Here is a 26,919-nt window from a genome sequence, read left to right as displayed (position 1 = left end):
TCACTTTCATTAAATTGTCTTTTTAGTGGCATAATCTTGCTCACTTTATGCATCGAAAGGCAAAGCTTATGCTGCAGATATTCTTACGTTTTTTTTCCCTTGGGTTGATGAGTTTTGGTGGACCAGCGGCGCATATCGGCTATTTTCGCCAAACCTTTGTCAACGAACTCGGCTGGCTCGATGATAAACGCTATGCCAGCTTGGTCGCCTTAAGCCAATTTATGCCGGGACCGGGCTCGAGTCAGGTGGGGTTTGCCATTGGTTATCATCGCGGTGGACTGCTCGGCGCCATCTCGGCCTTTGCCGGATTTACCTTACCTTCCTTTGTTTTGATGTATCTGCTGGCGGTGACGACTGCCGCTTGGCTCGATAACCTTTATATGCAGGGCATAGTCCATGGCTTAAAACTGTTAGCGGTCGTAGTAGTGGCAGACGCTGTGTTGGCGATGTTTAGCCAGTTTTGCCAACGTAAAACCGCGCGTTTACTCATGCTTGGCAGCGCCGCGGCCATGTTGATTTTCCCGTTCTTGTGGACCCAAATTGCGCTGTTAATCCTTGCTGCGCTTTTAGGCTTGTCACTCCTCAGTGCGAGCGAGAGCGAAGTGCAAAAGTCTGAACCCATTCGCTTGAATTACCTGAGCCTCGCTATATTTATCGCCTTGTTTGCGGGGAGTTTTTTTGCCATTAACCTCGGCGCCGAGGCGGGAATATTTGGCGAATTCTACCGTGTCGGCAGCTTAGTCTTCGGTGGTGGTCATGTGGTGCTGCCACTGCTTGAGACCACAGTTGGCGATGCGATGAGCGGCGATCGTTTCCTCACTGGTTACGCCTTTGCCCAAGCCGTGCCTGGACCTATGTTCACCTTTGCGACCTTCCTTGGCGCCGAGATGATGCTAGGCAATCCCTTTGTCGGTGCGGCTATTGCCACCATCGCTATTTTCTTACCGGGATTTTTATTGATGCTGGTGGGCTTAAAGAGTTGGCACGCGATTGCCGCCAGACCCAAGATTGCTGGCATGCTCTCGGGCGTGAATGCCTGTGTGGTGGGATTATTGGCGGCGGCGCTGTATCAACCCGTGTTTACTCAAGGCGTGTTATCCGCCATGGATATGGCGGTTGTGTTGCTCGGTTTTGGTGCGCTAAAACTCTTTAAACCGCAGATGGTACTGCTGGTTCTTGGCTTTAGCGTATGCGGTATCGGATTGATATTGCTTGGGTAAACTCAATTATCGACATGCTAGCTGGTGCAAATTAATACAATATTTGTTAAGTCAAACCCAAAGATGTTGCACCGTTTTGGCTATACTTCAGAAATATAAAAAAATATAAGCTCGATCACCCTGGAGTAAGCAAGCATGTCGAATTTAAGCCTGCGTAATAAATTACTGCTGTTGTCTTTGTTTCCCCTCATTTTGACCCTGTTAGTGCTCATGACCGTTTCCTACTATGTCGAACAAGAATCCCTCGCGGAAGAAGTGGTGACCTTTAGGACGAAACTGGTTGGCGAACGTAAACAACAAATCAAAGAAGCGACCGAAATTGCCGCCGGAATTGTGCAGTATCAACTGTCTCTCAAGGACCAAGGCAATGTGAACCAAGCCCTGCGTGATATTCGTTTTGGCAGCGCTGGTTATTTCTTTATTTATGATTCCCAAGGTAAAAACATTTTCCACGCCTTAATGCCGAATCTCGAAGGTCAAAACAAAATCGATATGACAGACCCTCGCGGCACTAAGATCATCGTCGGTTTGTTGGATGCGGCCAAACGCGGCGACGGTAACTTTTCCTATTACTATCAAAAGCCCAATACCAACGAGCAAATCGAGAAGATTAGCTATGTGATGATGGTTCCGGGTACTGACTGGATGCTCGGTACTGGGGCCTATATCGACGATATCGAAGCCGTGGTGGAGGATTACCGCCAAACCGTGACCGAACAAATGGCCGATAAATCCTTCATGATCCTGTTAATTGCCCTCGTGCTGACGGGGATCACGGCCTTTATCATTATGGTTGCTGCCCATCGTATGGTGGTGCCGATTAAAAATATGGCGGACAGCCTGAATGATATCGCTAAGGGAGAAGGGGATTTAACTAAACGCTTAAGCGTGAAGGGCGAGGATGAAATTGCTCAGTTAGGTCAAGCCTTTAACTTATTTGTCGATAAGCTACAAACCATTATTGGCGATGTGGCCAACGCCACGGCTAAGGTGAAATCCGCCGCGAATGCGATTCATGATCAAACCAAAGTGATGTCGAGCCAACTGCTAAGTCACAACAACGAGACAGACCAAGTGGTGACGGCCATTACCGAGATGTCATCTACCGCCAGTGAAGTCGCACAAAATACCACTCAAGTGGCCGAGGCGACCCAAGCGGCGACGGGGGATGTGGCCAATGCGCAGCGCTGCGTCGATGCCTCACTCGAAGAGATTGCAGGTCTTATGGCGCAAATCAATAATGCCGCGGGTAGCATTAAGTCCCTAAGTGAGCAATCGCAAAAGATTAACAGTGTCTTGTCTGTGATTGGTGGCATCGCCGAGCAAACCAACCTGCTGGCCCTTAACGCGGCGATTGAAGCAGCCCGCGCCGGTGAGCAAGGGCGTGGCTTTGCCGTGGTGGCCGATGAAGTGCGTAATCTTGCCAGCCGGACTCAGGCAAGCACCTTAGAAATCAATGAAATGCTTTCAGAACTCCACAAGCTGGTGGCCTTGGCGGTAAAAACCATGGACGAGAGCCAGCAGAGCTGCGTGCGCTCGGTGGATTCTTCCCGCGCTATTTCGGAAAGCTTAGGCTCTGTGACGTCGGCGGTGACTGCGATTAACGATATGAGTACCCAAATTGCGACGGCGGCGACCGAGCAAAGCTCTGTGACTGAAGAAATCAACCGTAACGTTTATGCCATCCAAGAGATCGTTAACGAGCTGCTGCACTCCAGTGAAGATGCGGCCAAGGTGAGCCAAACCGTGTCTCAGGAAGGAATTAATCTGGGTAAATTGGTGGGACAGTTTAAGATCTAACTCGACTAATTAAGCAAGTTAATTAAGCAGTTAATTAAGTTAGCGAATAAAAACGGGAGACAGTGTCTCCCGTTTTTTATGTTCATCTTTAGGCTTAATTTTATGCTTGCTATGCAGCCCTAGGCTGGTTCACTAATCTTTGCAGTCACCTTTTCAGCCCTAACCGCACAGACCTTATATTCGGGAATATAAGCTACAGGGTCGAGCGCATTGATGGTGAGCTTATTGGCCGCTGCTTCCACAAAATGGAACGGCAGGAACAGCACGCCCGCTTGGGCGCGTTTAGTCACAAAGGCATCGATTTCAATCTCTCCGCGGCGGGTGGTAAGGCGAAGTTTATCGCCGTTATGGATCCCCAGTTGCTCCGCATCATAGACAGAAATCATCACCTTAGGTGCGCCGAGTAGATCCAGCCCTGGTGTTTTACGGGTGAGTGTGCCCGTGTGGAATTGCTCCAATAGCCGCCCCGTCGACAGCGTCAGCGGATACTCGTTGCAGGGCATTTCGGCAGGTAGGCGATAACTGACGGGGGTAAATAAGCCTAAGCCTCGAGTGAATTGGCTTTGGTGCATAATCGGCGTCCCGGGATGGGTTTCATCTGGACAGGGCCATTGAATCCCTTGGGGGATTTGACCTTCGGCATCGGCACTTAATCTATCCCAGCGAATGCCGCGATATTGCGGAGTGAGCTCGTTGATCTCGCCCCAAATGGCTTCTTCGTTGGCATAATTCCAGTTAGCGCCCATGGCATTAGCGACCGCTTGCACTATCTGCCAATCGGGCAAGGCTTCACCCGGTGAGGCGAGCGCTTGCTCGAGTCGCTGCACCCGACGCTCGGTATTGGTAAAGTGACCGCGTTTTTCCACGAATGCGGCGGCGGGCAAGACCACATGGGCAAGCTCGGCCGTCTCGGTTAAAAAGATATCCTGTACCACTAAGAACTCGATTTGACTCAATGCATTAAGTACATGGGCTTGATCGGGGTCGCTGAGTACGGGATTCTCGCCCATCACATACAAGGCTTTAATGTTGCCCTTTGCAATATCATGCATCATATGGGTTGCGGTGACGCCAATCTCCCCCGATAACGGCGTTTGCCAGAGGTCTTCGAAGCGCATTCTGGCATGAATATCCGTGACCTTTTGGTAACCGCTAAAATAGTTGGGCAGTGCGCCCATATCGCAGGCACCTTGGACATTGCTCTGGCCGCGAAGTGGGTTAATCCCCGCGCCTGACACACCAATATTGCCGCAAAGTAGCTGCAAATTAGAGATAGCCGTGACGTTATCGTGCCCCGTCGTATGCTGAGTGATACCCATGGCGTAGTAAACCGCGGTCTTTTGCGCCGTGCCTATGGTGCGCGCGAGGCGGGCAATGTCTTCGGCCTTTACGCCCGTGATGAGCGCCGCGTTTTCGAGGGAGTAATCGGCCTTGGCTAACTCCGCATAGAGGGCCTCAATGCCTTCGGTACGCAGGGCGATATAGGCTTTATCCTGCCAATCGTTGCGAATAATTTCCGCCATAATGGCGTTGAGTAGCATCACATCCGTCCCCGGTCTATGGGCGACATACAGCTCGGCCTTTTCGGCAATGCCAACGCGTTTCGGATCGGCAACCAGCAAACGTGCGCCGTGCTGCATCACCGCCTGCTGGATTTTCGAGGCAATAATCGGATGGGCGCAGGTGGTGTCCGACCCTAAAATAAAGATAACGTCCGAGTCCTTGATGCTCGGAATATCATTGGTCATGGCACCGCTACCAATACTCTGCTGCAAACCCGTTACCGTCGATGAGTGGCATAGGCGGGCGCAGTGATCAATATTGTTGGTGCCAAGAACACTGCGAACAAACTTTTGCAGCACAAAGTTATCTTCGTTGGTGGCCTTAGCTGAGGCGAGACTGGCGAGGGCATTGCTGCCATCTTTTTGTTTTATCTCGGTTAAGCGTTTTGCCACATAGGCGATGGCTTCGGGCCAACTGCTCGGTTGCAGCTTGCCGTTTTTACGGATCAGTGGCGTAGTGAGACGTTTGTCGCTGTGAATAAAATCGAAGCCAAAACGTCCCTTAACACACAGCATGCCTTGGTTAACGACCGAGTCCTTATTGCCTTCGATATGACGAATACGATTGGCCTTGGGGTCGATTTTAAGGTCGAGGCGACAGCCCACGCCGCAGTAAGTACAAATCGTCGAGGCGGTTTTTAACTCTGTGCTATCGCCTTGGCGTTTATCCCGGGCATCGACCAGTGCGCCCGTCGGACAAACCTGTACACAGTTACCACATTGCACACACTGGCTATCGGCCATGCTCGCACTAAAGCCGACTCTCGGCGCGCGGCGCTCCATGTGTTGAGTCATTTCCTGCGGCAGCGCCTGATAGGAATCTTGGCTAAATTGGATGGCGCAGTGGCCACTCTGCTGCTGACACACATCGACGCACTTACCGCAGCTAATACAGCGATTAGCATCGAATTGAATAAAGGGTGCGCTCTTATCAACACTGAAATGCCGTGCATTTTCAGTGGCTAAGCTTTTGGCCTCGACACCATAATCCGTGGCGTAATCCCTAAGCTTACAGTCGGTATTGGCCTGACAGGCGCACTCGAGACAGCGCGCCGCTTCTTGCATGGCGGCATCGGCGGGAAAGCCTAACTCGACTTCACTGTAATTCAGTAGCCGTTGCAGCGCCGTGAGTTCGGGCATCTTCAAGCGGGGCTTACGCGGCGTATGGGGATAAAGCGTTGACCCTGCTTTTGAGCTTGTTTCGGTTTGCTTAAGGGCGTTTGGAATGAGGGCGCTTGGAATGGTTTTGACCGAGTTAAACTCATGGGCATGTAAATCGCAGCTAAGGCCAATTTTTAGCATCTTATCAATAGCGATTGCCGCTTTACGGCCATCGCCAATCGCGGCGACGGCAGTCGCTGGGCCGCGGCGGGCATCGCCCATCACAAACAGTTTTTCGACTCCCGATGACATGGTTTGCTCGCAGCCTATCAGGGTGTTCCAGCGGCTCAGCGCCAGTTCGCCATGGCTGAGTTGCCCCATAGGATCCTGCATAAAACTCAGATCTGGCGCTTGGGAGACGGCGGCGATAACGGTATCGAAGGCCTCGGTAAAGGTTTCCCCTGTGTCCACGGGTGCGCGTCTGCCCGAGGCATCGGCTTCGCCGAGCGCCATTTTGCTGAAGGTGACCGCTTCTACCTGTCCATTGGCATCGCTATGATTTTCAATGGGATTAGTTAAGAAATGGAATTTGACGCCTTCAACTTCGGCCTCGTGTACTTCGTAGGCTTCGGCGGGCATTTCGGCGCGGGTACGGCGGTAGATTAAGGTAACATCGCAGCCTTCACGCACGGCGGTGCGGGCGCAGTCGATGGCGGTGTTGCCGCCACCAATCACGGCGACTTTTTTGCCCAACTTCAATTGTTTGTCGAGGCAATGATCCTTAAGAAAATCCACCCCAAGGTAACAGCCCGCAAGTTCTGAGCCTTTGTAGTTCATCGGCACCGCCTTTTGGGCGCCGATGGCGAGGCACACAGCATCGAAATCGGCAACCAGCTGAGCTAAATGAATTTCATGGCCGAGGCGAGTATCTGTATGAATGGTTAACCCATTGCGACATAGCAGCTCGATTTCTTTATCGAGAATCGCCTTAGGTAAACGGTATTCGGGGATCCCATAGCGCAGCCAGCCGCCAGCTTTTGGCATGGCTTCAAAAATCTCAACATGATGCCCTTGGTTTGACAGGTAATAACCCGCGCTTAATCCTGCCGGGCCCGCGCCAATAATGGCAATCTTTTGGCCCGTATCTGCAAGGCGTAGTGGTTGATAACTGCCGCCTTGTTCATCGTCGGCCAAGTCTAAATCGGCGGCGTGGCGCTTAAGTTGACGAATAGCAATGGGGTCATCGACTAGGCCGCGGCGGCATTCAGTTTCGCAAAATGCGGGGCAGACTCGGCCAATCGACAGCGGTAGCGGCAGGGTGTCTTTAATGATTTTAATCGCTTGGGTGTGGTCACCTTGGGCAATGTGGTACAGGTAAGTTTGCACATCCACGCCCGCGGGGCAGGCCTGCTGGCAGGGCGCCTCACAGTCGGCAAAGTGGTCACTTAAAATCCTGCTCAGTGCAGCTTGGCGCTGTTTGGTTAAATATGCCGATTGGGTGATGACCTTCATGCCAGGCTCGGCAGGCGTTTCACAGGCTTTAACGCAGCGCAGGCTGGCATCGCTGTTTTCGATTTGTACTAGGCAGAGGTTGCAGTCCTGTTTATTGGCGTTAGGCGCTGCGCCTAATTGCCGTGTTGCATCCGTAGGATCGCACAGACTCGGAATGGCAATGCCCGCCTTACGGGCCGCCTGTAATAGGGTTTCGCTCGGCTCGGCCGTGACGCTGTGATTGTCGATGTTAAGTTCTATCATCCCAAGGCCTTTTATATTTGTAGGGTGCTTGCTGCATTGGCGTAAAGCGGCAGGCTTAAGGTGGGTTTGAGTATAACTAGAGCGCTTTAGAAGACGCTTATGGGCGGGGGAAGTTTGACGCTAAATTGCCGCTGTCATCACAAACCCGTATCAGACTGTGCGCTGATGAAGGTTTACTGGTGGAAAGTTGTGATTTGCTTGGAGTTTTGCATTTGATTTATCTGTATCTTGCTTAATCCTTTGAGGTTTTTAGTGATTATCACTGTTTAGCTTGCTCAAATTTATGTTTGATCGAGGCGTTAAACGGGTTATTTCATGTAGGATCACAGTCTTAACTAGGCTTTGTCTGTTAATCTGCTGGTGCCAGCGGTGCTTTTTAGGCTGATAAAATCGCCCTGAAGTGTCAACACGCCCTAGGTTTACAGCCGTTGTTAGGTTAAAATGCGCGGTTGCAAATACTGTTAAGCGCCGCCTCCTTTGATGGAAAATCCATTGAAACGGCAAAAATAAAGCGAAGTTGAAAATCCATGTTTGAAGTTAATCCAGTAAAATTCAAAATTAAGGAGCTTGCCGAGCGTACGCAGCTTCTTAGGGGGTATCTTTGACTACGATGCTAAGCATGAGCGTCTAGAAGAAGTCAGCCGTGAACTTGAAAGTTCTGAGGTGTGGAACGAGCCAGAACGTGCTCAAGCCCTAGGTAAAGAGCGCGCCAGCCTCGAAGCCGTTGTCAAAACTATCGATGATATGGACGCCGGTCTAGAAGACGTTGAAGGTCTACTAGAGCTTGCCATCGAAGAAGAAGACGAAGATACCTTCAATGAAACCACCAAAGAGCTGGATTATTTAGAGAGCCGTTTGGCCGAACTCGAATTCCGCCGTATGTTCTCTGGTCAACATGATGCCTCCGATTGTTACTTAGACATTCAATCGGGCAGTGGCGGTACTGAGGCGCAAGATTGGGCCAACATGGTACTGCGTATGTACCTGCGTTGGGGCGAAGCCCACGGATTCAGCCCTGAGCTGATGGAAGTCACCGACGGTGACGTCGCCGGTATTAAGGGCGCGACCATCAAATTTACCGGTGAGTATGCTTTCGGTTGGTTACGTACCGAGACAGGCGTGCATCGTTTAGTGCGTAAATCGCCATTCGACTCATCGGGTCGTCGCCATACCTCTTTCTGCTCGGTATTCGTTTACCCAGAGATTGATGACGATATCACCATCGATATCAATCCAGCTGACTTACGTATCGACGTATACCGCGCCTCGGGTGCGGGTGGTCAGCACGTTAACCGAACCGAATCTGCGGTACGTATTACCCACTTACCGACCAACACGGTAGTGCAGTGCCAGAACGACCGTTCACAGCACAAGAACAAAGATTCGGCGATGAAACAGTTAAAAGCCAAACTGTTCGAATTAGAAATGCATAAGCAAAATGCGGAAAAACAAGCCGCCGAAGATGCCAAATCTGACATCGGTTGGGGCAGCCAGATCCGTTCTTATGTATTGGATGATTCCCGTATTAAAGACTTACGCACTAGCGTGGAGACGCGCAATACCCAAGCGGTACTCGATGGCGATCTGGACAAGTTTATCGAAGCCAGTTTGAAATCAGGGCTGTAATTAATTCAAAGGTATAGACGAGAAATAAGATGACTGAACAAGTACAAGATGAAAACAAACTGATTGCCGAGCGTCGTGCCAAGCTAGAAAGCATTCGCCCGAACTGCAGCGCTAATGCTCACCCTAATACTTTCCGTCGCACCCACAAAGCGGCTGAGTTGCAGGAAAAATACTGTCAAAACACTAAGGAAGAACTCGAAGCCTTAGGTTTTAAAACCAGCATCGCTGGCCGTATCATGGCAAAACGTGGCCCATTCCTGGTGATCCAAGACGTGTCTGGTCGTATCCAAGCTTACGCTGAAAAGGGCGTTCAAGCGGATCTGAAGGATAAATACCAAGGTCTGGATATCGGTGACATCATCGGCGTAACTGGTCAGTTGCACTTGTCTGGTAAAGGCGATCTGTACGTGAACATGGAAGAGTACCAACTGCTGACTAAAGCACTGCGTCCTCTGCCAGAAAAATTCCACGGCCTGACCGACCAAGAAACTCGTTACCGCCAACGTTATGTGGACTTAATCGTTAACGAAGAATCTCGTCAAGCCTTCGTTATGCGTTCTAAAGTGGTTGCAGCTATCCGTAACTTCATGATCAAAAAAGAGTTCATGGAAGTTGAAACCCCAATGATGCACGTGATCCCAGGCGGCGCTTCAGCCCGTCCATTTATCACTCACCATAATGCGCTGGACATGCCAATGTACCTGCGTATCGCGCCAGAGTTATACCTCAAGCGTTTAGTGGTCGGTGGTTTTGAGCGTGTGTTCGAAATCAACCGTAACTTCCGTAACGAAGGTCTGTCGCCACGCCATAACCCAGAATTCACTATGATGGAATTCTATATGGCCTATGCAGACTACAAAGATCTGATGGACTTAACCGAAGAACTGTTAAGCTCAATCGCGATTGAACTGTTAGGTAGCGCGCAAATGCCATACGGCGAGCACACTGTTGATTTCGGTGGTCCATATGCCCGTTTAAGCATGTTAGAAGCGATTCAGAAGTACAATCCTGACAACGCAACTATCCAAGCCATGACCTATGAGCAAGTGAAAGATCTTGAATTCATGCGTGAACTGGCGATCAGCCTAGGCATCAAGATCGAGAAGTTTTGGACCTGTGGTCAGTTATTAGAAGAAATCTTCGGTGAAACCGCTGAATGGCAGTTAATGCAACCGACTTTCATCACTGGCTACCCAGCGGACATTTCGCCACTGGCACGTCGTAACGATGACAATCACTTCATCACCGACCGTTTCGAATTCTTCATCGGTGGCCGTGAAGTCGCTAACGGTTTCAGCGAGTTAAACGATGCTGAAGACCAAGACAGCCGCTTTAAGGCGCAGGTTGATGCGAAAGACGCGGGTGACGACGAAGCCATGTTCTACGATGCAGACTACATCACTGCACTGGAACACGGTTTACCACCAACAGCGGGTCAAGGTATCGGTATCGACCGTTTAGTGATGCTATTCACTAACACTCATACTATCCGTGACGTGATCCTGTTCCCAGCGATGCGCCCACAGGCCTAAGCCTTATTGGGGTTGTTGATTAAACGTCAGCCCAACAGCGCATAAAGCAATCATAAAAAAACCAGCCTAATGGCTGGTTTTTTTATTGTTCAGTATTTGTCGACAGTTCTTATTTCTTACAATACGTGGACTCAACCATATAAGTCACGGTGTGCCCGATAAAATACTGTGTAGCCATATATGCGTTAATTTGCTTTTCACACCACTGCATAGCATCTCCTTGGCTTTCATAACCGTTACCAGGAGCGTTCCAACATTGCTTCAGGTCATTATCTTTGTCAGCAGCATACATTGCCTGTGAACTTATGATCTTGCAGGAGTTATAGGTTGACTTCGATGAGCCATCAGAGTTACTTCCTCCACAACCAGATAATATAAATGCAGAGATTACACCGACGATGAGTTTCATTTTGAGATTAGCGCTTTTCATTTTAAGTATTCTCAGTTATTGATTGTAATTGATGATTTACAGGCAACTTCGAAGTAGTCATGAAGAGCATCTTTAAATTGAATCTCAACAAAGCCATATCCAGTGCAGTTAAACATAGCCCCTGAACTCTTTTCTAATGAAATCTCTTCTCCATAGATATCAATGATAACTTTATCATTTGATAAATTTCGAAATGAGATAACTTCACTATCTTGAGGCGTGACGTTAACAGTAAATGGCAAATTTTCAGGAATGTCTTCTGAAAATGCTATGTTTGGTTGCATAAAACACGCTGTTAATAGCAGTGGTATAAGCTTTTTCAATTTTTAAGTCCTTTTAAAAAAAGTTATTGAGCAAGTTTACATTCTTGAACGTTTTTCATACCTTCGGTATCCGAAACGGCTTTTAGTCCCGCTCCACCAACAAAAACACCCATCTTGATATATTGTTCGAAGAAGTAGTTTTTACCACCTTCGGTTTTGACGGTGAGGTTATTTTCACTGAACTCTGATTCAGTTGATAACATCACTTCACCAGGCTCAACTTCCTTAAAGAAAAATACTTTGTTAGCTGACTCGCCAATCAGCACACCATTAATATAGATGTTTTTCTTGAGTGCTTGTCCGACAAAACTATTACGATAAACGTAGATGCCACTTTTATTTTCTGATGGCTTTTGAAATGTTTTTAATTTTGCATCTTCTTCCTTTGATGCCATAGGAACTGTGGCACAACCTGAAAGAAGTAGGCAAACAGCTAGCATGGGAGTTAGTAACTTTTTAAACATCATCAATCCCTAATTAAATATTACTGAAATGAATGAATCCACTTTCAACAGAAAGCGTTATAAGCAATAGGCGTATAATTTTTAAACATCAAGAAAGGGATAAAGTGGGATGTATGGATAAAATATCATCCTGAAATTAATTAACGCTATGGCATACGGCTAATAAACATAGAAATACTTTTTAATCAGTATGCTAAGGGTTCTTTCCTTGACCGGCGAAATATAACTTAAGTTGTAACCCTTATCTATACATTTACATCAAAAGATTGATGAATGTTGTTTTATTGATGGTTTTTTGTGGTAAAAAGCGAAGAATGCTTTTTAGTATCATTTCATATTTGAATAAAATCAGCCCATATCAGTTTTTTGAATGAAAATTATACTGGTGATATGGGCTGTTTATTTTAGCCATGACTTATTGATAGGCACCGCTGGCATAATGTAGCTCATAGCTATGGCTATATATTTCGAGGATATTACCAAAGGGATCTTCCATATAGATCATGCGATAGGGTTTCTCGCCCGGATAATAATATCTCGGTTCCTTCATACGTTTCTTACCACCGGCGGCGACAATTTTTTCGGCAAGTTCTTCAAGATTGGGATCTTGCACGCAGAAATGGAATACGCCGGTTTTCCAATATTCAAAGTTGTTCTCTGGGTTCACTTGATTCGCGAATTGGAATAGCTCGACGCCAATTCGGTCGCCCGTCGATAAATGAGCAATCTTAAAAGAGCCCCAATTAGGACCAAATACATCGGTGCACATCTCACCAATAGCCGAGTTGTCTTCAATAATTTCGGTTGGCTGCATGATCAGATACCAGCCGAGTACCTCAGTGTAAAACTTCACCGCTGCTTCGAGATCCGGGACTGAAATACCAATATGCGAAAATGTGCGTGGATAAGGTGTATTCATATTAACTCCTAGTGCGAATGTTATGTGCCCAAAAGCGGAATCATCACAGCTTCTGTGGCGATGGAGTAAGTCTATGGTGTTCTATTAACAATTAAAAATTATCAAATTTTCTTATTTTGATAATTTTTGTTTATTATTGCTGAGATGAAATTATCGATAGAGAGTGCATATGCTGAATCAACAGTGGCTGCAGACCTTCGTGACCTTGATTGAGGTCGGGCACTTTACCCTGACGGCTAAAAAGCTGTTTATGACTCAACCTGGCGTTAGCCAACATATTAAAAAGTTGGAAGAACAAGTAGGTGTGTCCCTGATACTGCGACAGGGTAAGCGCTTTGAGTTGACAGAGGCGGGTAGCATTCTCTATCAACATGCCCGTGAATATCGGCAAGCCGAAACCGAGCTGTTAGCACGATTGCAAACCGACGATCGCTATATTGGTGAGTGCCGTTTTGGCTGCTCGGGGGCGATAGCAAGTTTGCTCTATCCGCATTTTCTAGAGAGACAAATTCAGCATCCTGGCTTGAATGTGATGCTAGAGGCGGCGCCTAACCAACGCATAGTGTCGGGCATTTTAAATAACCAGCTCGATGTGGGCATTGTCACTAAGCGCACAGATGAAGCTGAGCTCAGTTATCAGGCCATAGGCTATGCGGAGCTAGCCTTAGTGCTGCCAAGCCTGTATCAGAGTATGCCGTTAGATAGAAAACGCCTTGAACATATTGGTTTTATTGATCATCCCGATGGGCAATATTATCTGCAGCAAGTCCTCAGGGCCAATTTCGGCGAGACTGACGCGACACTCATTGCCCGTGGGAGTAAGCGACATGCCAGTGGCATCGCCCAGCAGATCCCACGCAGGGGTTATGTTAATCAGCTCAATCAAATCTTACTGCCGGTCGCCAAAGGCATAGGCTTTACTGTGCTTCCCTTGAGTACGGTCAACGCCTTTATCCCTAGGGAGAGTCTATGGGCGGTAGAGCTTGAGCAAAAAGTGCAGGAGTCACTGTATTTAGTGCACAAAAACACCCGACCTTTACCTTCCCGCTTTGAGGCATTTATCGAGCTAGCGATTCGCTTGATTGCCAACGAGTAGTAGCTAAAAAGCCTCTCTTAATCACAGCTGTTTGGATTGTTATACTGAAAATGGTGTTATTTTTAGTATTGAACATTGTTGATTGAATTTTTATTGGTATTAAGTACTTAATTAGCGAAATTTTTAGTGAATGAAAATTCAGAAAATTTCTGCAAATTTAGGCTAAAAAGTGCTGATATTACTGATAAAAGTCGATGGGGATTCTATTCCTTTTTCCACAGACCTCTTATACTTAGCTTCAACCTTGTGCGTAGCACATTCGACTTATTTAACGACTCAGTGAAATCTACATGAAGATCCCTTCTCTGCTTGGTAGTTTTATCTTGGTATGCAGCAGTTTAACTGTTGCCGCGACAGCGCATTCTGCCGATTCGGCCTCTGTCACTACAAAAAGCACCGCCACGGCGAAAAAAGCCCCTGCAAAACAGCAGGAAGTGGCCGCCAATAGTGCGCTGGTGGTGGATCTAAAAACCAACGAAATTCTCTATTCCAGTAATCCCGATGCCGTAAGGCCTATAGCCTCTGTCACTAAGCTGATGACTGCCATGGTGACCTTAGATGCTAAGTTACCCATGGATGAAAAGCTTGCCATCAATATCAATGACACTAAGGAAATGCGCGGTGTCTACTCTCGGGTACGTATCGGCAGTGAAATTAGCCGTAAAGATATGTTATTGCTGACATTAATGTCATCAGAAAACCGTGCGGCGGCGAGTCTTGCCCACCACTATCCCGGTGGTCATAAGGCCTTTATTAAGGCGATGAACGCTAAGGCAAAAGCCTTAGGTATGAAGAATACTCGTTATGTGGAGCCGACTGGGCTGTCAGAGAAAAACGTTTCGAGTGCCCGCGATCTGGTGGTGTTACTCAAGGCCAGCGAAGGCTATCCCATGTTAGGTCAGTTAAGCTCGACCGAAAAGAAAACCGTCACCTTTGGCAAACCTAAGTACAGCCTCGACTTTAGAAACACTAACCGTTTGGTTTACAAAGATAACTGGAATATTCACCTCACTAAAACCGGCTTTACCAATGAGGCTGGCCATTGTTTAGTAATGCGTACCGAAATGGCTAAACGCCAAGTGGCCTTTGTGGTACTCGATGCCTATGGAAAATACACCCATATGGCGGATGCTAACCGTTTACGTAACTGGCTAGAAACAGGCAAAGTGACTCCTATCCCTGCCGAAGCTAAGCAGTATAAAAAGCAGCGTAGCCAGCAGCAGTTTGCCAAAGTCAGCGAGACCTAAGCAGGCATTAATTGCTTATCCATTCAACAAAAAGGCCAGAATCGTTCTGGCCTTTTTGTTGTCATTTTTCTAGCACTTTTGTTGTAGAGGATTGATTGGCTTCACTAAAATTCAAGCAATCGTCCCGCTAAAGATGCGTTGTGTGGCGATACGCCGTATCATTGGCGGGATTTTTCTCTCAAGGATGATATGCGTGTGGCGTTAATCTTAAAAAAACTCCAGTTGATCTATGTGCCCTTTATACTGCTCTGCCTGCTATTTGTCTCAGGTTACAGCTTGCTCCATTGGTTGTTGATTATCGAGTTCCAACTACTGAGCATTGACGAATCGATTACCAATTTCTGGCTGCCGCTGATATTGCCTTGGCCCTTGCTGTTTTTCTATTTAAGGCCGAGGCTCAAGTTATTCCGCTTTACCAAGAGTAATAGCCGTTTTATCTATTTTGTGATTGCCGCGCTGTTGCTGGCTGTGCCCACTATCGTGGCGCAGGAATACCTTAATAGCGCAACGGGCAAGTTGACTCAACTCGAGTCCATCAATGCACTATTGCATCAGCCGCAGACCAAGTATTACCAATTAAATCAGTTTTATATCGACAAAAAACATATAGGGGTGCAGCGCAATATTGAACCCATAGGTAAGGGCAACAGTGAGCTGCGCATGAGCCTGTATATTGCGATGCCGATTTTCGCTAAACGTAACGAGAGTTGGCGGGTCGGTGCTAAGGCCTTGGCATGGTATGGCAAAGTTTATGAGAAAACGATCAGTAATCGACTCGAACAGAAAGAGAAAGAAGCACTATTTCAAGAGTTTATTCATCATAGCCAGCAAGAATTTAATGCCTTAAATCCTGATGACTTTGTCTATCTTGACCGTATCGGCCCGTCAAGCCGCTACAGTCAGTTACTCACCGCAGCCCAAAAAAGCTCAGTCTACTTCGAGGGTTATCAAACCGTCTTGATGCCAGTGAATCAATCCTTCGAGGCGCGTAATGGCCATAAACTGGCGTGGATTATCGCTTGGTTAAGCTTTGGGGCCATTCTGTGGTTGTTGATGAGTCTGATGTTAAAACTGGATGAGACGCAGGTGTCTAAGGCGGCACAGCTAAGCCTAGAAAAACCTAAGGCGGAGCTCTATGGTTTTTTAGCCGAGTTTAGGCCTCGGCAGGGCTTTGTTATCACGCCTATCTTGCTCTATATCAACAGCTTGATATTTGTATTGATGGCCTTTGCCAGCCAACACTTTATCGCTTTCCCAAACAGCGTGTTACTCGATTGGGGGGCAAACCTTCGCCAGTTAGTGCTTGAGCAACAAGTCTGGCGTTTACTCAGTAATGTGTTTTTGCATGGCGGCCTGATGCATTTGGTTTTTAACTTATATGGGCAGTTTTTTGCGGGGATGTTTTTGGAGCCGCTGCTGGGTAAATGGCGTTTACTCGGAGTCTATGTGTGCTGTGGCTTAGTGGCGAGCCTGGCCAGCATAGGCTGGTATGAGGCGACAATCAGCATTGGGGCATCGGGGGCCATCATGGGGCTATTTGGCGTGTTGATTATCTGGATATGGTTGGGCTTATTGCCTTTGGCGGACAATATGCCACTCGCCCTGAATCTGGCCCTATTCGTTTCTGCCAGTCTTGTGATGGGGCTCTTTGGCGGCGTGGATAATGCCGCGCACCTTGGCGGTTTAGGCTGTGGATTATTGCTTGGGAGCCTGCTACGGCCAACGCGAAAGGCGGCCATACAGCATAAATAACAGCCTAAGGTGATTGCTGAAGCTGACCGTAAACAGGCAGCTTCAGCAATCTTTAAACACTGAGGGTTGAATCGAAACGGTAGGGTAAGCTATTAGAAATGCTCGGTATTAATCAACTTACCGAGCTGATCGTAGTGGCTCCAATCCCCTGCTTGGCGGTCGGCGATATAGCTGCCTTCACTGCGTTTTTCGCCACTGGGCCAAAATTGCTGCCATAAGCCTTCCCTGCGATCCTTAAGATAAGTGCCTTGTTCGGCGAGTTTGCCATTGGTGTGGTAATAGCTGGCATCGCCTTCCTTCTGGCCCTTTAACCAAGTTTCATTTAGTTTAGGTTTACCATTTTGGTGGTATTCCCTGCGCTCGCCGTCGAGTTCGCCTTTAGTGTATTGGGCTTCGAGTTTGAGCTGGCCATTGCTGTAATATTCTTTGCTGATGCCATGTTGTTGGTTATCTAAAAACTCGCTGCTGGCGGCTAAAATGCCATCCTCATACCAGCTTTCCCACAGTCCTGTTTGCTGACCTTTATCCATAATGCCGCTCAGTTTGAGCTGGCCATTGTTAGGATAATATTCGGCATAGGTGCCCGTTTTATCATTGTTATCATAGGTTTCTAAGCGATAAACCACTTGTTTAAAGCTGTAGTACTCGCAAGTGCCGTTACGTTTATTATCCTTCCAATGGGTTTTCTGGCTGATATTGCCCTCGGGGATTGCGCCGTAGGTTGGATCTTTGGCTTCATAGCGGTAATCAATCCAGAGTCCGGTTTTTTGATTATCCTCATATTGGCCAGTGACGCGGCGTCGACCTTGGTAATACTCGGCATAGTCGCCATCGAGTTTACCGTTAACAAAGGTCTGTTCTTTTTGTTTTTGCCCCTGCTGATACTGGATCCACAGTCCCTCTTTTACGCCGTTTTGATAATCTCCTTCCTCATTGAGATCGCCATTGTAGTACCAACGACTAAAGTGGCCATCGAGGGGGTAGCTATTGCTGTTATCCGCTTTCGTGCGGGCGTAGTGGGCGAGTTCTCTTGGCTTGCCATTGTCGTAAAAGGATTCGTATTTACCGACCCACGCGCCTTCGATGCGCTCACCGCGTTCATTCACCGAGCCATCCTCATAGTAGGATTCGGAGCGGCCAGTGAGTTTGCCATCGACGTACACATCTAAGCTGCGGAGCTGGCCATTGGCGTGGTAGCGACGGAATTCTCCGTCTCTTTGACCTAGCTTCCATACCTCTGCGGTTTGCAGTTTACCGCCGTTATAGCGTTCAAATAATCCATCTTTCAAGCCCATGTTGTAGCTGCTTTTTTCGATAAGATTACCGTCCGCATCATAGCGCTCAGAAGGGCCATGCAAGGGGTATTGACCATTATCGGCCAGTTGCGAGTCCTGATAGGTTCGCAGTTCTTTCAGTTGGCCGTTGGGATGGAAATACTTTTGCGTGCCGGCGAGCATATCCTGCTTGTAGTTCAAATCGCTGGTCAGCACACCCTCAAGGTTAAAGTATTGCTGGCGTCCCTCTAGTACATCGTTGAGGTATTGCTCCTCCACTTGGAGTTTGCCCAGTTCATTGAATTGTTGACATTTACCGTGGCGAAGTCCCGCTTGATAGTGGCACAGGCTTGCCAGTTCGCCACTGGGATAAAAGGTGCGTTCTTCACCCTCGAGTTTATCGAGATTAAATTGGCTGGCACTGGCCTTAGTGCCATCGTCGAAGAAGGTTTCCCATAAACCTTGGCGGCGGCCGTCGGCATCGAAGCGGCCACTTACAACGACTTGACCCTCGGCATTTTGCTCGAGATAGGGGCCAGTGAGTTGATTATTAGCGTAGGTTTGGCTTTGGGAGAGGGTGCCATTCTCATAAAAGCTTTCCCATTTACCGTGGCGAAGGTTATCGAGATAGCTTTCTTGCGCCTGTAATTTGCCACTCGGGAAGAATCGTTTTACTTGGGACTTTTGGCCATTTTTATAGAGGGTGCTTTGGGTGACACTGCCCGTGGCACTAAATTCCTTCCATTCGCCAACGGGGACACCCTTGGCAAATTGTTGCTCCTCGGTCATGGCGCCATCTAAATCGAACAGTCGCCAGGTGCCATCTTGGTAACCCAGTTGATAGTTACCTTCGACGATTCTACTGTTATTACTATGAAAAACCTGCCATTTCCCATTCGGTATTCCCTGCGAAAATTGCCCTAAGGTATAACCTTGGTTATCGCGAACGATGGCGATATCACCATTTAAGGGCATGCCCGTGGCGAGATTGTAATAGCTTGGAATACCGTCCTGCTGGCGAATTTCGACCATCATGGAGGAGAGGTTTTGCGCCGCCTGTGCATGGACGCCGACTAGGCTGATCCCGGCAATGGCGAGGCTAATAAAGCGAAATGGCGAGTTGTACATGCTGATCCCTTGCTGTGGATCTTAGGGCCGCGCAATGGGCGGCCAGTATAAGAATCCTAACGTTTACACTATGTTGATGCTGTACACTTTGGCCGAGTGCACGGCGAGTTAGTTTACGCGATTGGCGTTAAGCTAAACAGCTTAACGCCACCTGCTTTCGTTAATAAAAAGGAAACACGCTATCTTCAACGGGTAAGACGGGCGGCGGTGTTTCCTGATTTAAAAACTGGCCGTGATTGTAATGATTAATCACCTGTATCGAGCCATTATTCTCAAACTGGTATTGCTTACCATGCAAGTTACCTTGGTCGTCATAGTTAGCAATTTCGAGCACATAATCCTCGACTGTACGCAGTTCCCAGTGTCCGACTTGCTTACCCTTGTCGAAGCGACCATGCCAAGAGCGTCTTTCTGGATTCGGCCTTGGGCGATATTGGAATTCGTTATCGGTGAATATCCAATCGCCTTGGCGCAGTTCATTAAGGTATTCGCCTTTTTCATACACTTGGCCATTACTGGCGTAACGCTGGACTAAACCATCGGGTTTGCCATGTTTAAAGTGCATGGATTCAAGCAATTGCCCTGAGTTGGTCTTGTTGAGGTATTCACCGTGGAGCTGGCCATTATCATCGTGGCTATAGGTGATGGTGGCGTCATCCTGATATTTCTTCCAAGTGCCTGCTTGTTTATCCTTGGCATACTGGCCTTGCTCTACCAGCTGACTTTTGCCCGTGGCAGGCTCAATTTTCACCGTCTCATAGGCGCCTTCACGCTTACCCGCCTGATAATATTCACGGGTGAGGGTGATGACATCGTTGTAGTCAAAGGATTTGATTTGTAAGCCATTCAATTGCTTATTGAGTAGCTCCTGACGCTCGATTAACAAGCCTTGTTTGAAGGTTTCAAAGAGCGACCCGTTTTTGAGTTTGTCCTCTTCTTGAGTCTCAATCAATTGGCCGTCGCGATAGCGCTGCTGTTTGCGATAAACCCAGCGATTACCTTGGTATTTGCTGTCGCTAGTGCGTTTAATCTCACCTTTGTCATCGTATTCGATGGACTGGATGACATCGCCCTTATCGTTGGTGACTTCCTTTAATTTGAGCTGGCCATTTTCAAAGTAAGTGAGCTGCTCACCGACCTTATAATTCTGTTGATACTGGAAGTGGTGCTCCACCTTGCCATTGTCAAAATAGCTAAAATAATCGCCGTGTTTTTTATCTTTAAACCACTCTTGGGTCGAGATGACTTGCCCATTCAGCCCCCAAGTGGTCTCAGTGCCTTGCAACAGGCCATCAACCTTATGTTCCTCTCGGTTGAGTTTGCCTAGATTAAAATATTGGCTGACGCAGGTGGGGTCATGGCAGATTTTGGCGGTGACTTCACCTTCGGGACTAAAATTTTCGCTGATACCGACGGCTTGGCCATCTTTATAGGTGGTTTTGTTGCGGATATTGCCGCCATTCCAATAACCTATTTCTTGGCCTTGTTTTACACCATTTTCATAGTGCGACTCAGTATATAACTGACCCGTGGCAATGTACTTTTTGATGACGCCATCAAGCTGACCTTGCGCGTTACGAAAGCCCTGTTCGTAGGGGGTTCCATCGTCGAAGTGACATTGATAAGGCCCGCGAAATTGCTCGCTAGTGAGTGCCTTACCAATATTTTTATCGGCGATGGCCGTTGAGCAGAAAAGCCTATTCTTTTCTTTGTAGTAAACCTCTACCTTGTAGTAACCATCAGTCTGATCAACGGGTTGCTCAAAATAGTACAGAGCTTTTTTTTCATCCTTGACGACATTCCAATTGGCATCGAGTAATACCTTTTCCGCATTGGCATGGGTACTGATGAGGGCGAGCGCTCCTAGGAGCAGTTTTACAGTAAATGGACGCATAACCGCTCCTTAAGGCAAAGGTTTAAAGGTGAATTCATAGGGAATATCGACGGCTTCTTGGGAGATAGTCATATAACTCACCTTAGCGGCGGCGCCCGTAACACTTAAATAGCGGCCATCTAACAGCACCTCATCAATCCTATACTCAGTCTCTTCGGGCAAACGAATCGTTAGTGGCTTGCCTTGAGCATTCTCGACTCTGATGTAATTGGGTAAATCTTTGCTCGGCTCCTTGCCATAACCCGTATCGGTCAGCCAGGTTTGCAAATCGATTAACCAAGGGCGCTCGGTGACAGATTGCGGCAAGGTTTGCCAGTGGATATCGCCTTTGCAATGGATAGTGCCTTGAATGCGCTTATCGTAGAAGTACTGGCGCACGCGGTCGGGTGTCATCAAATGGTAAGCCGCGCCTTCGGGCCCATTGGGCACAAACTGCCAAGCCACAGTCTGTGTGCCTTCATTAAAACCTTGGCTGATTTCGGGCTTACAGGCCGTCGCTAACGCAGCAGACATGGGGATATACAAGTTGTGACCGTTTTCAGTTGCCGTTTTTATATCCTTCACCGCACTGATTTCAGGCTTGGACGAGGCCAGCTTATCCGAGAAGGAGTCACCGATGCTGACGCTGCCAAACTCGCTCAGGGGATTGGCAAGATTTTGGTTATACTCGGCTTCGGGAACAAAACGGATCTGCTTGCTTTGGCTGAGCTCAGGTTGGGGTTGACTCGTCACTAGCACTAGGCTTTTTGGGATGTCGTCTAATTTAAGTAGCAGTGCGTTGGTGGTCAGCGGGTGACTATCATTGGCACTGGTCAACTCCGTTAGCAGTTCTTTATCGGTCAGGGTGAGCCACTTAGGATATTCTGACTCGGGGCTGGCATAGGCCATTTTGCCTGTTAACTGCTGAAGACCGAGGTGGATCTTGTGGCTATCGCTCTGCTTGATGACCACTTTAAATAACTTAGCGCCCGCATCGATTGGCTGGATCGTGAGGCTGGCATCGCCAAAGGTATAGGGCGTAGCGAGTAGTTCGTCCCAGGATTTATCGATGATGCTATTCGCCTCGGGAACTAAGGTGAGCTTAGCGTTGATATAACTTATCCGCTTGAGTTTATCGGCGGTGTTATCCCAACCCGTGGCGATAATATTGGTCGACGACTCAATGTTGCGGCTGAAATTGACCGCTGCCCCCGTGCTGTGTTGCCAGAAGTCGAGATCTAACGCTTTTCCGCTCTCATCAAAGGCCGTGATGTCTTCATAGCGCATATTACCGACCACATATTGCGGACTCATGGCATGCACAAAGCGCAGTTGGATCTCCTCGGGAGTATCGCTGCCCCAGTCGCCAATATTATCAATAATCCCTTGATGATCAGCTAATAAGGATTGGATAAATGCCTTGTCGATAGGCTTATATTCCCGCGGCACATCGCTGATGGGATAAAGCTCTTTTTGCTTATCATCAATATCCCGCTCGGCATCGTAGTTGTCATCGGCATACCAAAGCAGGCTCATCACATCGGGACGATCCTTAGGCGCCATAACGATACGCTGGACAAAGGTTTTCCCCCGCTGTTCATCCTGTTTAAACAGCGCCATGCTCTCTAACCAACCGGTTTTACGGTTAAGCTCGAACTTGCCGTAGACCTTAAGATGACTGTTTTCGCCCTGTTGCTGTTTAGTCTGCAACAAAGCCTGCAATCTATCGTCGCTCACTTGCTCAACCGTCCAGATTAACCGCTCATCCATGGGGGCGCTGGCGCTATAACCCACGCGGGGCTCAAGCTGCACGGGCAGGGTAGGCGATTGCTCAAGTAGGGACTTAAGGCTCGTCCAGCGGTTAAACAGCTCGGCGATATCCTTTTCTTCTATCTTGGTGATAGGTGTAAGCCGATTGTTGTCACCATTTTTCAGCTCGAGATTAAAGCCCGCTTGAATGATGGAGGTGAGTTCTTTGCCGCTGTTTTTCGGATCGATATTACTGATCGGAATAGGCAGGCCGTGATCGCTTAATTGCATCAGGCTCGGCTGAACGAAGAAGTGGGCATCATTGGTCAATGGCGTAGTTAAGCTAGTCGCTCTACCCTGAGCATCCTGCAACTGGTAATTCAGTAGCACGCGCCCCTGCATGTGCTTTTGGGTTTCGATACCATCATTGATGCTGAGGGTCGAAATCACCTGATATTCGCGTGCGGTGGGGATGCCCCCCGATTTATTGGAGCCAGCGCTATCGCACGCCGTTAATCCCAAGGTGAGCGTGAGACTGGTACAAATTACCCTGCATATCCCTATAGCCATTTGAACTCCGTTGGCGACTTATGTTATTGAAATGTAAATCTATTAATCCGAAAATTGGCGACATTATACACAAAAAATCCCCTTGGGAATAAAAAGCTCATGCCAATTTGGGGGCAAGATCAGTCGTAAGTTTGCATGATGAATAGTGGTATAAGGCGAGAAAGCCGATTGCCCTGATAAGGCTTCATCCTTTACTCTTGTTAACACCGCTAGATAACTCACAAGCTAGGGAAGATAAACCTGTGGTAGCTTGTTCAATGGAGAAAGAACGATGAGCCCACAACCCAAGTCCGACAATAACGCGCCAGCTGCTCAATCTATCCCGCAGGAGGCCTTTGATTGGTACGATGAATATGCCCACGGCATCATCGACCGCCGCGAGTTTATGGCTCGCCTCGCCGGCCTTGTGGCACTGGGGTTTACCATGACAACGCTCACTGGCGCACTCATGCCCAACTACGCCTTAGCCGAACAAGTCTCCTTTAACGATTCCAGCATTCAAGCCAGTTATGTGAAGTTTCCCTCCCCCGAAGGGTATGGAGAAGGGCGCGGTTATTTAGTGATGCCAACTTCCATGCTTATTCCCGGCAAAGAGGCGGGCGATCCTAAGACCTTGGACCCCACTAAAAAAGCCGCCGTGGTGTTAGTGGTACATGAAAACCGTGGCCTGAATCCCTATATCGAAGATGTGGCCCGCCGCTTAGCGGCCAAGGGCTATATCGCCTTCGCCCCCGATGCCCTTTATAGCCTCGGCGGTTATCCCGGTAATGACGATGCGGGCCGCGCCATGCAAGCCAGCCTCGACAGAGCCAAAATCGAGCAGGACTTTATCGCCGCCGCGCGCTTTCTCAAGGCGCATCCCCAGTGTAATGGCAAACTCGGCGCCGTCGGTTTTTGCTTTGGCGGCTATATAGTCAATATGCTCGCCGCCAGCATTCCAGACGAACTCGCGGCTGGCGTGCCTTTTTATGGCACTCCAGCGGCAACAGAGCTACGCAGCCGAGTCACAGGCCCGCTGATGTTGCAATTTGCCGCGTTAGATCAACGGATTAACGACACTTGGGCCGAGTACGAAACCCAATTAAAGGCTAACAAGGCCGAGTATATTGCCTACCTCTACCCCAATGTGAATCATGGTTTCCATAACGATTCCACCGCTCGCTATGATGAGCCAACCGCCGAGCTTGCATGGGCAAGAACCTTGGATTTCTTTGGGAAATACCTACAAGGTTAGGGGTTGCCGAATTGCAAAAGGGCATTTTGTGATGCGGGGGCACATTTGCTGCGGCCTTTCGGCCGAGATAAATCAAAGTCGTGGGGCTTCACCCCACACCCGATGATATTGCTGGTTCGCTTGGTATCGCGAACTGGCAATTGTGTCGCTGCAAAGTAACTTTGTAACTCATTGCCTGCCGCAGGCTTTTGCACTCTCTTGTATTATCACTGCCCAGTGACACGTCGTGCTTATGCTTTAAAAAGAGTTTCCTTGTAGACTCTACTAAAAAATGCTTTATAAGGTCACTGGTGCAACAATGCTACTGCTGGCGTTCCCATTGACGATCGAATGTTAGTTTGATGATTACCTATATCGAATTGAATTAAACATTTAATTTACATTCAGTTAGTTGACCGTGGTCAATAAACCGAAAAATCAGAGTGTTATATTTGTTATAACCATCGTGAGAGGATATCTTCGAGCCGACTAAACAAGCATATACAAAGGTGATATATGAGCCTGCATCTGAAATTATCGTGGTTGTTTTTGGCATTATTAATTATGCCATCGGCTTTATTTATTACGGGTAACGCCACTGCGAAAGAGGCGTCCAATGCCCAACAACTAGAGGTGCCGTGCAAATGTCTTTGGGATAAAAATCGCAAATTCAATCCTGATAAAATTAACTATAAAGGCAATATTTGGCGATGCAGTGTGTATTTAGAGAACGGAGCTTGCAATAAAGTGGAGCTTATTGGCCCCGCGGATACCGCTAATCCACTGAATCCGAGCTATGTCTATAGCCTTATGACCGCCGTGCGAAAAGGGGAAACACGCATGGCTGATTTGTCAAATGCCGAGCGCAAAGCAGTGCTGGAAGCACATCTATCTGCGAGTAACTATCCTCATCAAACAGCGAATATGTCTTGCAATGAGGTAAAGTCGCGAGCTGCAAGTGCTAAGGCAAAGTTACTCGAGATGGTGACGGGATTGAAGACCTGTCTTCAAGGGGAATTGAGACAAGATTGCGACAATTTTTATCAGGACCAAAGACCACTGTGGGAGGCCTATACTGCTGAGCGTACAGAGCAGTTTTTCCATTGCGAGTAGTGCGTAAGTTTCAACCCACAACCCTATGATGTTGCTGGTTCGCTAGATATGGCGAATTAGCAATATCATAGCTTCAAAGCAAAAGTATGCCCTATTGCCAGCCGCAAGCTTTTGCATTCTCTTATATTAGTTCCCCCCTTTGATACGCCGTGCAAATATTCACTTTTAGAAGGTCATAGGTGCAGCAGTGCCACTTCTGGTATGCCCATTGGGTTTGCAGTTGTGGGCTTGACATAAAAGCTATGTGCCAAGATTAGTCATTACTTAACTATTTAATTTGTAATGTGAAAGTGGTAGACAGATATTAAACAGAACGTTATCTTAGGTTTTTAACAAGGATGAAACTTAATCGTGACCTCGGTTCAGTTCACTTGCATCAGGAAGATGTATCTTTATTTCGCTAGAAACGCCTCCTGAACAATCCAGCCCTTACCATGATTGGCTAATGACCGTTAGCCAAGTGCGGTAGCTATGGAAAGCTTTGTCGAACGACAAAGTTAAAACGTTTTGATAGTGCTGGTTTGCTCGGCGCTGCTAATTAGCAATGTTATCTCTGCCGATTATCTGTGTAGCTAATTGCCTGCCGCAGGCTTTCGCACTGTTACACCAGTGACACGCCGTGCATACGTCCCTGTAGGCTCTACTAAAACATCCATGTTTTAGAAGGTCACTGGTGCAACAATGCCAATTCGGGTGTATCCCGTAGTATTTATGTTTTCTGATAAAAAGAGCTGTTCAGAATAGAAATGGATTTTGGAATGAAATCAGTTTTACAAATTACCTTAGGGATCTTGCTAGCGAGCTTGGTTACTTTGTTAGTGCGAATTGGCTATCTAAGCTATGTCGAATATCGGGTTAAGCAAGAAATAAACGAAATCGCGCTACAGCAACAACAGCGAGAAAAAGCTCATCAACAAGCTGCAAAAGAGCGTCAGCTTGCTGAATACCAACAGCAACAAATTGTAATACAACAGGTTGCGGAACAACGACGAATAGCACAACAAAATGAAGCCGCACGCGTACGTAAAGCCGAAGCATGGCGTAAATACTATATCGTCCCCGAAGACTGCAAAAACTATAAGTCAGATGAGCATATGGTTAACTGCCTAAACCATAAAGCAGATGCCAAAGCAGAATTTGATAAAATATACGATTTAGAACAATCATGACCT

General features: G+C 47.8%; 17 protein-coding genes. 10 read left to right on the top strand and 7 right to left on the bottom strand.

Features of this window, described 5'->3' with window-relative positions:
* Positions 1–68: 68 nt before the first annotated feature.
* Positions 69–1,220, top strand: a complete 1,152-nt coding sequence (gene chrA, locus L2713_RS07790; RefSeq protein ID WP_248967504.1) for a chromate efflux transporter — start codon at positions 69–71, stop codon at positions 1,218–1,220.
* 135 nt (positions 1,221–1,355) lie between these two features.
* Positions 1,356–3,020 carry a methyl-accepting chemotaxis protein gene (locus tag L2713_RS07785; RefSeq protein WP_086902671.1) on the top strand — a complete coding sequence of 555 codons (1,665 nt, stop codon included), beginning with the start codon at positions 1,356–1,358 and terminating at the stop codon, positions 3,018–3,020.
* 119 nt (positions 3,021–3,139) lie between these two features.
* On the opposite strand, the gene fdhF is transcribed toward L2713_RS07785, so the two are convergent.
* Entirely contained in the window at positions 3,140–7,438 is a 4,299-nt protein-coding gene (gene fdhF, locus L2713_RS07780) for a formate dehydrogenase subunit alpha (RefSeq protein ID WP_248967503.1), read from the bottom strand.
* Between the two features lie 527 nt (positions 7,439–7,965).
* Between fdhF and prfB the strand changes: the two genes are divergently transcribed.
* Both prfB and lysS read left to right on the top strand, forming a co-directional pair.
* Positions 7,966–9,064, top strand: a protein-coding gene (gene prfB, locus L2713_RS07775) for a peptide chain release factor 2 (RefSeq protein ID WP_161629216.1) whose coding sequence is annotated in 2 segments (ribosomal slippage) — positions 7,966–8,040 and positions 8,042–9,064 — 1,098 coding nt in all. Because the reading frame shifts where the segments join, the coding sequence is not laid out codon by codon here.
* Between the two features lie 29 nt (positions 9,065–9,093).
* Complete coding sequence (lysS, locus tag L2713_RS07770) at positions 9,094–10,596, top strand: lysine--tRNA ligase (protein WP_248967502.1); 1,503 nt, start codon at positions 9,094–9,096, stop codon at positions 10,594–10,596.
* Positions 10,597–11,037: 441 nt separating this feature from the next.
* On the opposite strand, the gene L2713_RS07765 is transcribed toward lysS, so the two are convergent.
* From L2713_RS07765 to L2713_RS07755, 3 genes are all read right to left on the bottom strand, one after another.
* Positions 11,038–11,349, bottom strand: coding sequence for a hypothetical protein (locus L2713_RS07765; RefSeq protein WP_248967501.1), 312 nt, complete (start codon positions 11,347–11,349; stop codon positions 11,038–11,040).
* 23 nt (positions 11,350–11,372) lie between these two features.
* Positions 11,373–11,813 (bottom strand): DUF2846 domain-containing protein, encoded by a 441-nt coding sequence (locus tag L2713_RS07760; RefSeq protein ID WP_248967500.1) that lies wholly within the window; start codon positions 11,811–11,813, stop codon positions 11,373–11,375.
* 415 nt (positions 11,814–12,228) lie between these two features.
* Positions 12,229–12,732 (bottom strand): lactoylglutathione lyase family protein, encoded by a 504-nt coding sequence (locus L2713_RS07755; protein ID WP_023268076.1) that lies wholly within the window; start codon positions 12,730–12,732, stop codon positions 12,229–12,231.
* A 169-nt stretch (positions 12,733–12,901) separates the two neighbouring features.
* Between L2713_RS07755 and L2713_RS07750 the strand changes: the two genes are divergently transcribed.
* The 3 genes from L2713_RS07750 to L2713_RS07740 all read left to right on the top strand — a co-directional run bounded on the left by L2713_RS07750 (position 12,902) and on the right by L2713_RS07740 (position 16,827).
* A complete protein-coding gene (locus L2713_RS07750) occupies positions 12,902–13,828 on the top strand; it encodes a LysR family transcriptional regulator (protein WP_248967499.1) in 927 nt (308 codons plus the stop codon).
* Between the two features lie 290 nt (positions 13,829–14,118).
* On the top strand, positions 14,119–15,075 hold the full coding sequence (gene pbpG, locus L2713_RS07745; protein ID WP_011621623.1) for a D-alanyl-D-alanine endopeptidase: 957 nt from the start codon (positions 14,119–14,121) through the stop codon (positions 15,073–15,075).
* A gap of 189 nt (positions 15,076–15,264) precedes the next feature.
* Positions 15,265–16,827 (top strand): rhomboid family intramembrane serine protease, encoded by a 1,563-nt coding sequence (locus L2713_RS07740; RefSeq protein WP_248967498.1) that lies wholly within the window; start codon positions 15,265–15,267, stop codon positions 16,825–16,827.
* Between the two features lie 92 nt (positions 16,828–16,919).
* Here the strand turns inward: L2713_RS07740 and L2713_RS07735 are convergent, their stop codons facing one another.
* From L2713_RS07735 to L2713_RS07725, 3 genes are all read right to left on the bottom strand, one after another.
* Positions 16,920–19,229, bottom strand: coding sequence for a toxin-antitoxin system YwqK family antitoxin (locus L2713_RS07735; protein WP_248967497.1), 2,310 nt, complete (start codon positions 19,227–19,229; stop codon positions 16,920–16,922).
* A gap of 160 nt (positions 19,230–19,389) precedes the next feature.
* A complete protein-coding gene (locus L2713_RS07730) occupies positions 19,390–21,123 on the bottom strand; it encodes a toxin-antitoxin system YwqK family antitoxin (RefSeq protein WP_248967496.1) in 1,734 nt (577 codons plus the stop codon).
* A 9-nt stretch (positions 21,124–21,132) separates the two neighbouring features.
* The gene (locus L2713_RS07725) at positions 21,133–23,421 is read right to left on the bottom strand and encodes a hypothetical protein (protein ID WP_248967495.1); all 2,289 of its coding nucleotides are present in this window, start codon (positions 23,419–23,421) and stop codon (positions 21,133–21,135) included.
* A gap of 271 nt (positions 23,422–23,692) precedes the next feature.
* Between L2713_RS07725 and L2713_RS07720 the strand changes: the two genes are divergently transcribed.
* From L2713_RS07720 to L2713_RS07710, 3 genes are all read left to right on the top strand, one after another.
* A complete protein-coding gene (locus tag L2713_RS07720; RefSeq protein ID WP_248967494.1) occupies positions 23,693–24,655 on the top strand; it encodes a dienelactone hydrolase family protein in 963 nt (320 codons plus the stop codon).
* Positions 24,656–25,150: 495 nt separating this feature from the next.
* On the top strand, positions 25,151–25,747 hold the full coding sequence (locus L2713_RS07715; protein ID WP_248967493.1) for a hypothetical protein: 597 nt from the start codon (positions 25,151–25,153) through the stop codon (positions 25,745–25,747).
* Positions 25,748–26,505: 758 nt separating this feature from the next.
* On the top strand, positions 26,506–26,916 hold the full coding sequence (locus tag L2713_RS07710; protein WP_248967492.1) for a hypothetical protein: 411 nt from the start codon (positions 26,506–26,508) through the stop codon (positions 26,914–26,916).
* The last annotated feature ends 3 nt before the right edge of the window (positions 26,917–26,919 follow it).

Origin of the sequence: Shewanella seohaensis, assembly GCF_023283775.1 — a bacterium.
Classification (GTDB): Bacteria; Pseudomonadota; Gammaproteobacteria; order Enterobacterales; family Shewanellaceae; genus Shewanella; species Shewanella seohaensis.
This window is presented reverse-complemented; position numbering and strand designations above follow the sequence as displayed.

What these genes read in the sequence shown, in the direction of transcription:
- chrA (WP_248967504.1), top strand. Translation starts at nt 69, where the DNA reads ATGCTGCAGATATTCTTACGTTTTTTTTCCCTTGGGTTGATGAGTTTT.
- L2713_RS07785 (WP_086902671.1), top strand. Translation starts at nt 1,356, where the DNA reads ATGTCGAATTTAAGCCTGCGTAATAAATTACTGCTGTTGTCTTTGTTT.
- fdhF (WP_248967503.1), bottom strand. Translation starts at nt 7,438, where the DNA reads ATGATAGAACTTAACATCGACAATCACAGCGTCACGGCCGAGCCGAGC.
- lysS (WP_248967502.1), top strand. Translation starts at nt 9,094, where the DNA reads ATGACTGAACAAGTACAAGATGAAAACAAACTGATTGCCGAGCGTCGT.
- L2713_RS07760 (WP_248967500.1), bottom strand. Translation starts at nt 11,813, where the DNA reads ATGTTTAAAAAGTTACTAACTCCCATGCTAGCTGTTTGCCTACTTCTT.
- L2713_RS07755 (WP_023268076.1), bottom strand. Translation starts at nt 12,732, where the DNA reads ATGAATACACCTTATCCACGCACATTTTCGCATATTGGTATTTCAGTC.
- L2713_RS07750 (WP_248967499.1), top strand. Translation starts at nt 12,902, where the DNA reads ATGCTGAATCAACAGTGGCTGCAGACCTTCGTGACCTTGATTGAGGTC.
- pbpG (WP_011621623.1), top strand. Translation starts at nt 14,119, where the DNA reads ATGAAGATCCCTTCTCTGCTTGGTAGTTTTATCTTGGTATGCAGCAGT.
- L2713_RS07740 (WP_248967498.1), top strand. Translation starts at nt 15,265, where the DNA reads ATGCGTGTGGCGTTAATCTTAAAAAAACTCCAGTTGATCTATGTGCCC.
- L2713_RS07735 (WP_248967497.1), bottom strand. Translation starts at nt 19,229, where the DNA reads ATGTACAACTCGCCATTTCGCTTTATTAGCCTCGCCATTGCCGGGATC.
- L2713_RS07730 (WP_248967496.1), bottom strand. Translation starts at nt 21,123, where the DNA reads ATGCGTCCATTTACTGTAAAACTGCTCCTAGGAGCGCTCGCCCTCATC.
- L2713_RS07725 (WP_248967495.1), bottom strand. Translation starts at nt 23,421, where the DNA reads ATGGCTATAGGGATATGCAGGGTAATTTGTACCAGTCTCACGCTCACC.
- L2713_RS07720 (WP_248967494.1), top strand. Translation starts at nt 23,693, where the DNA reads ATGAGCCCACAACCCAAGTCCGACAATAACGCGCCAGCTGCTCAATCT.
- L2713_RS07715 (WP_248967493.1), top strand. Translation starts at nt 25,151, where the DNA reads ATGAGCCTGCATCTGAAATTATCGTGGTTGTTTTTGGCATTATTAATT.
- L2713_RS07710 (WP_248967492.1), top strand. Translation starts at nt 26,506, where the DNA reads ATGAAATCAGTTTTACAAATTACCTTAGGGATCTTGCTAGCGAGCTTG.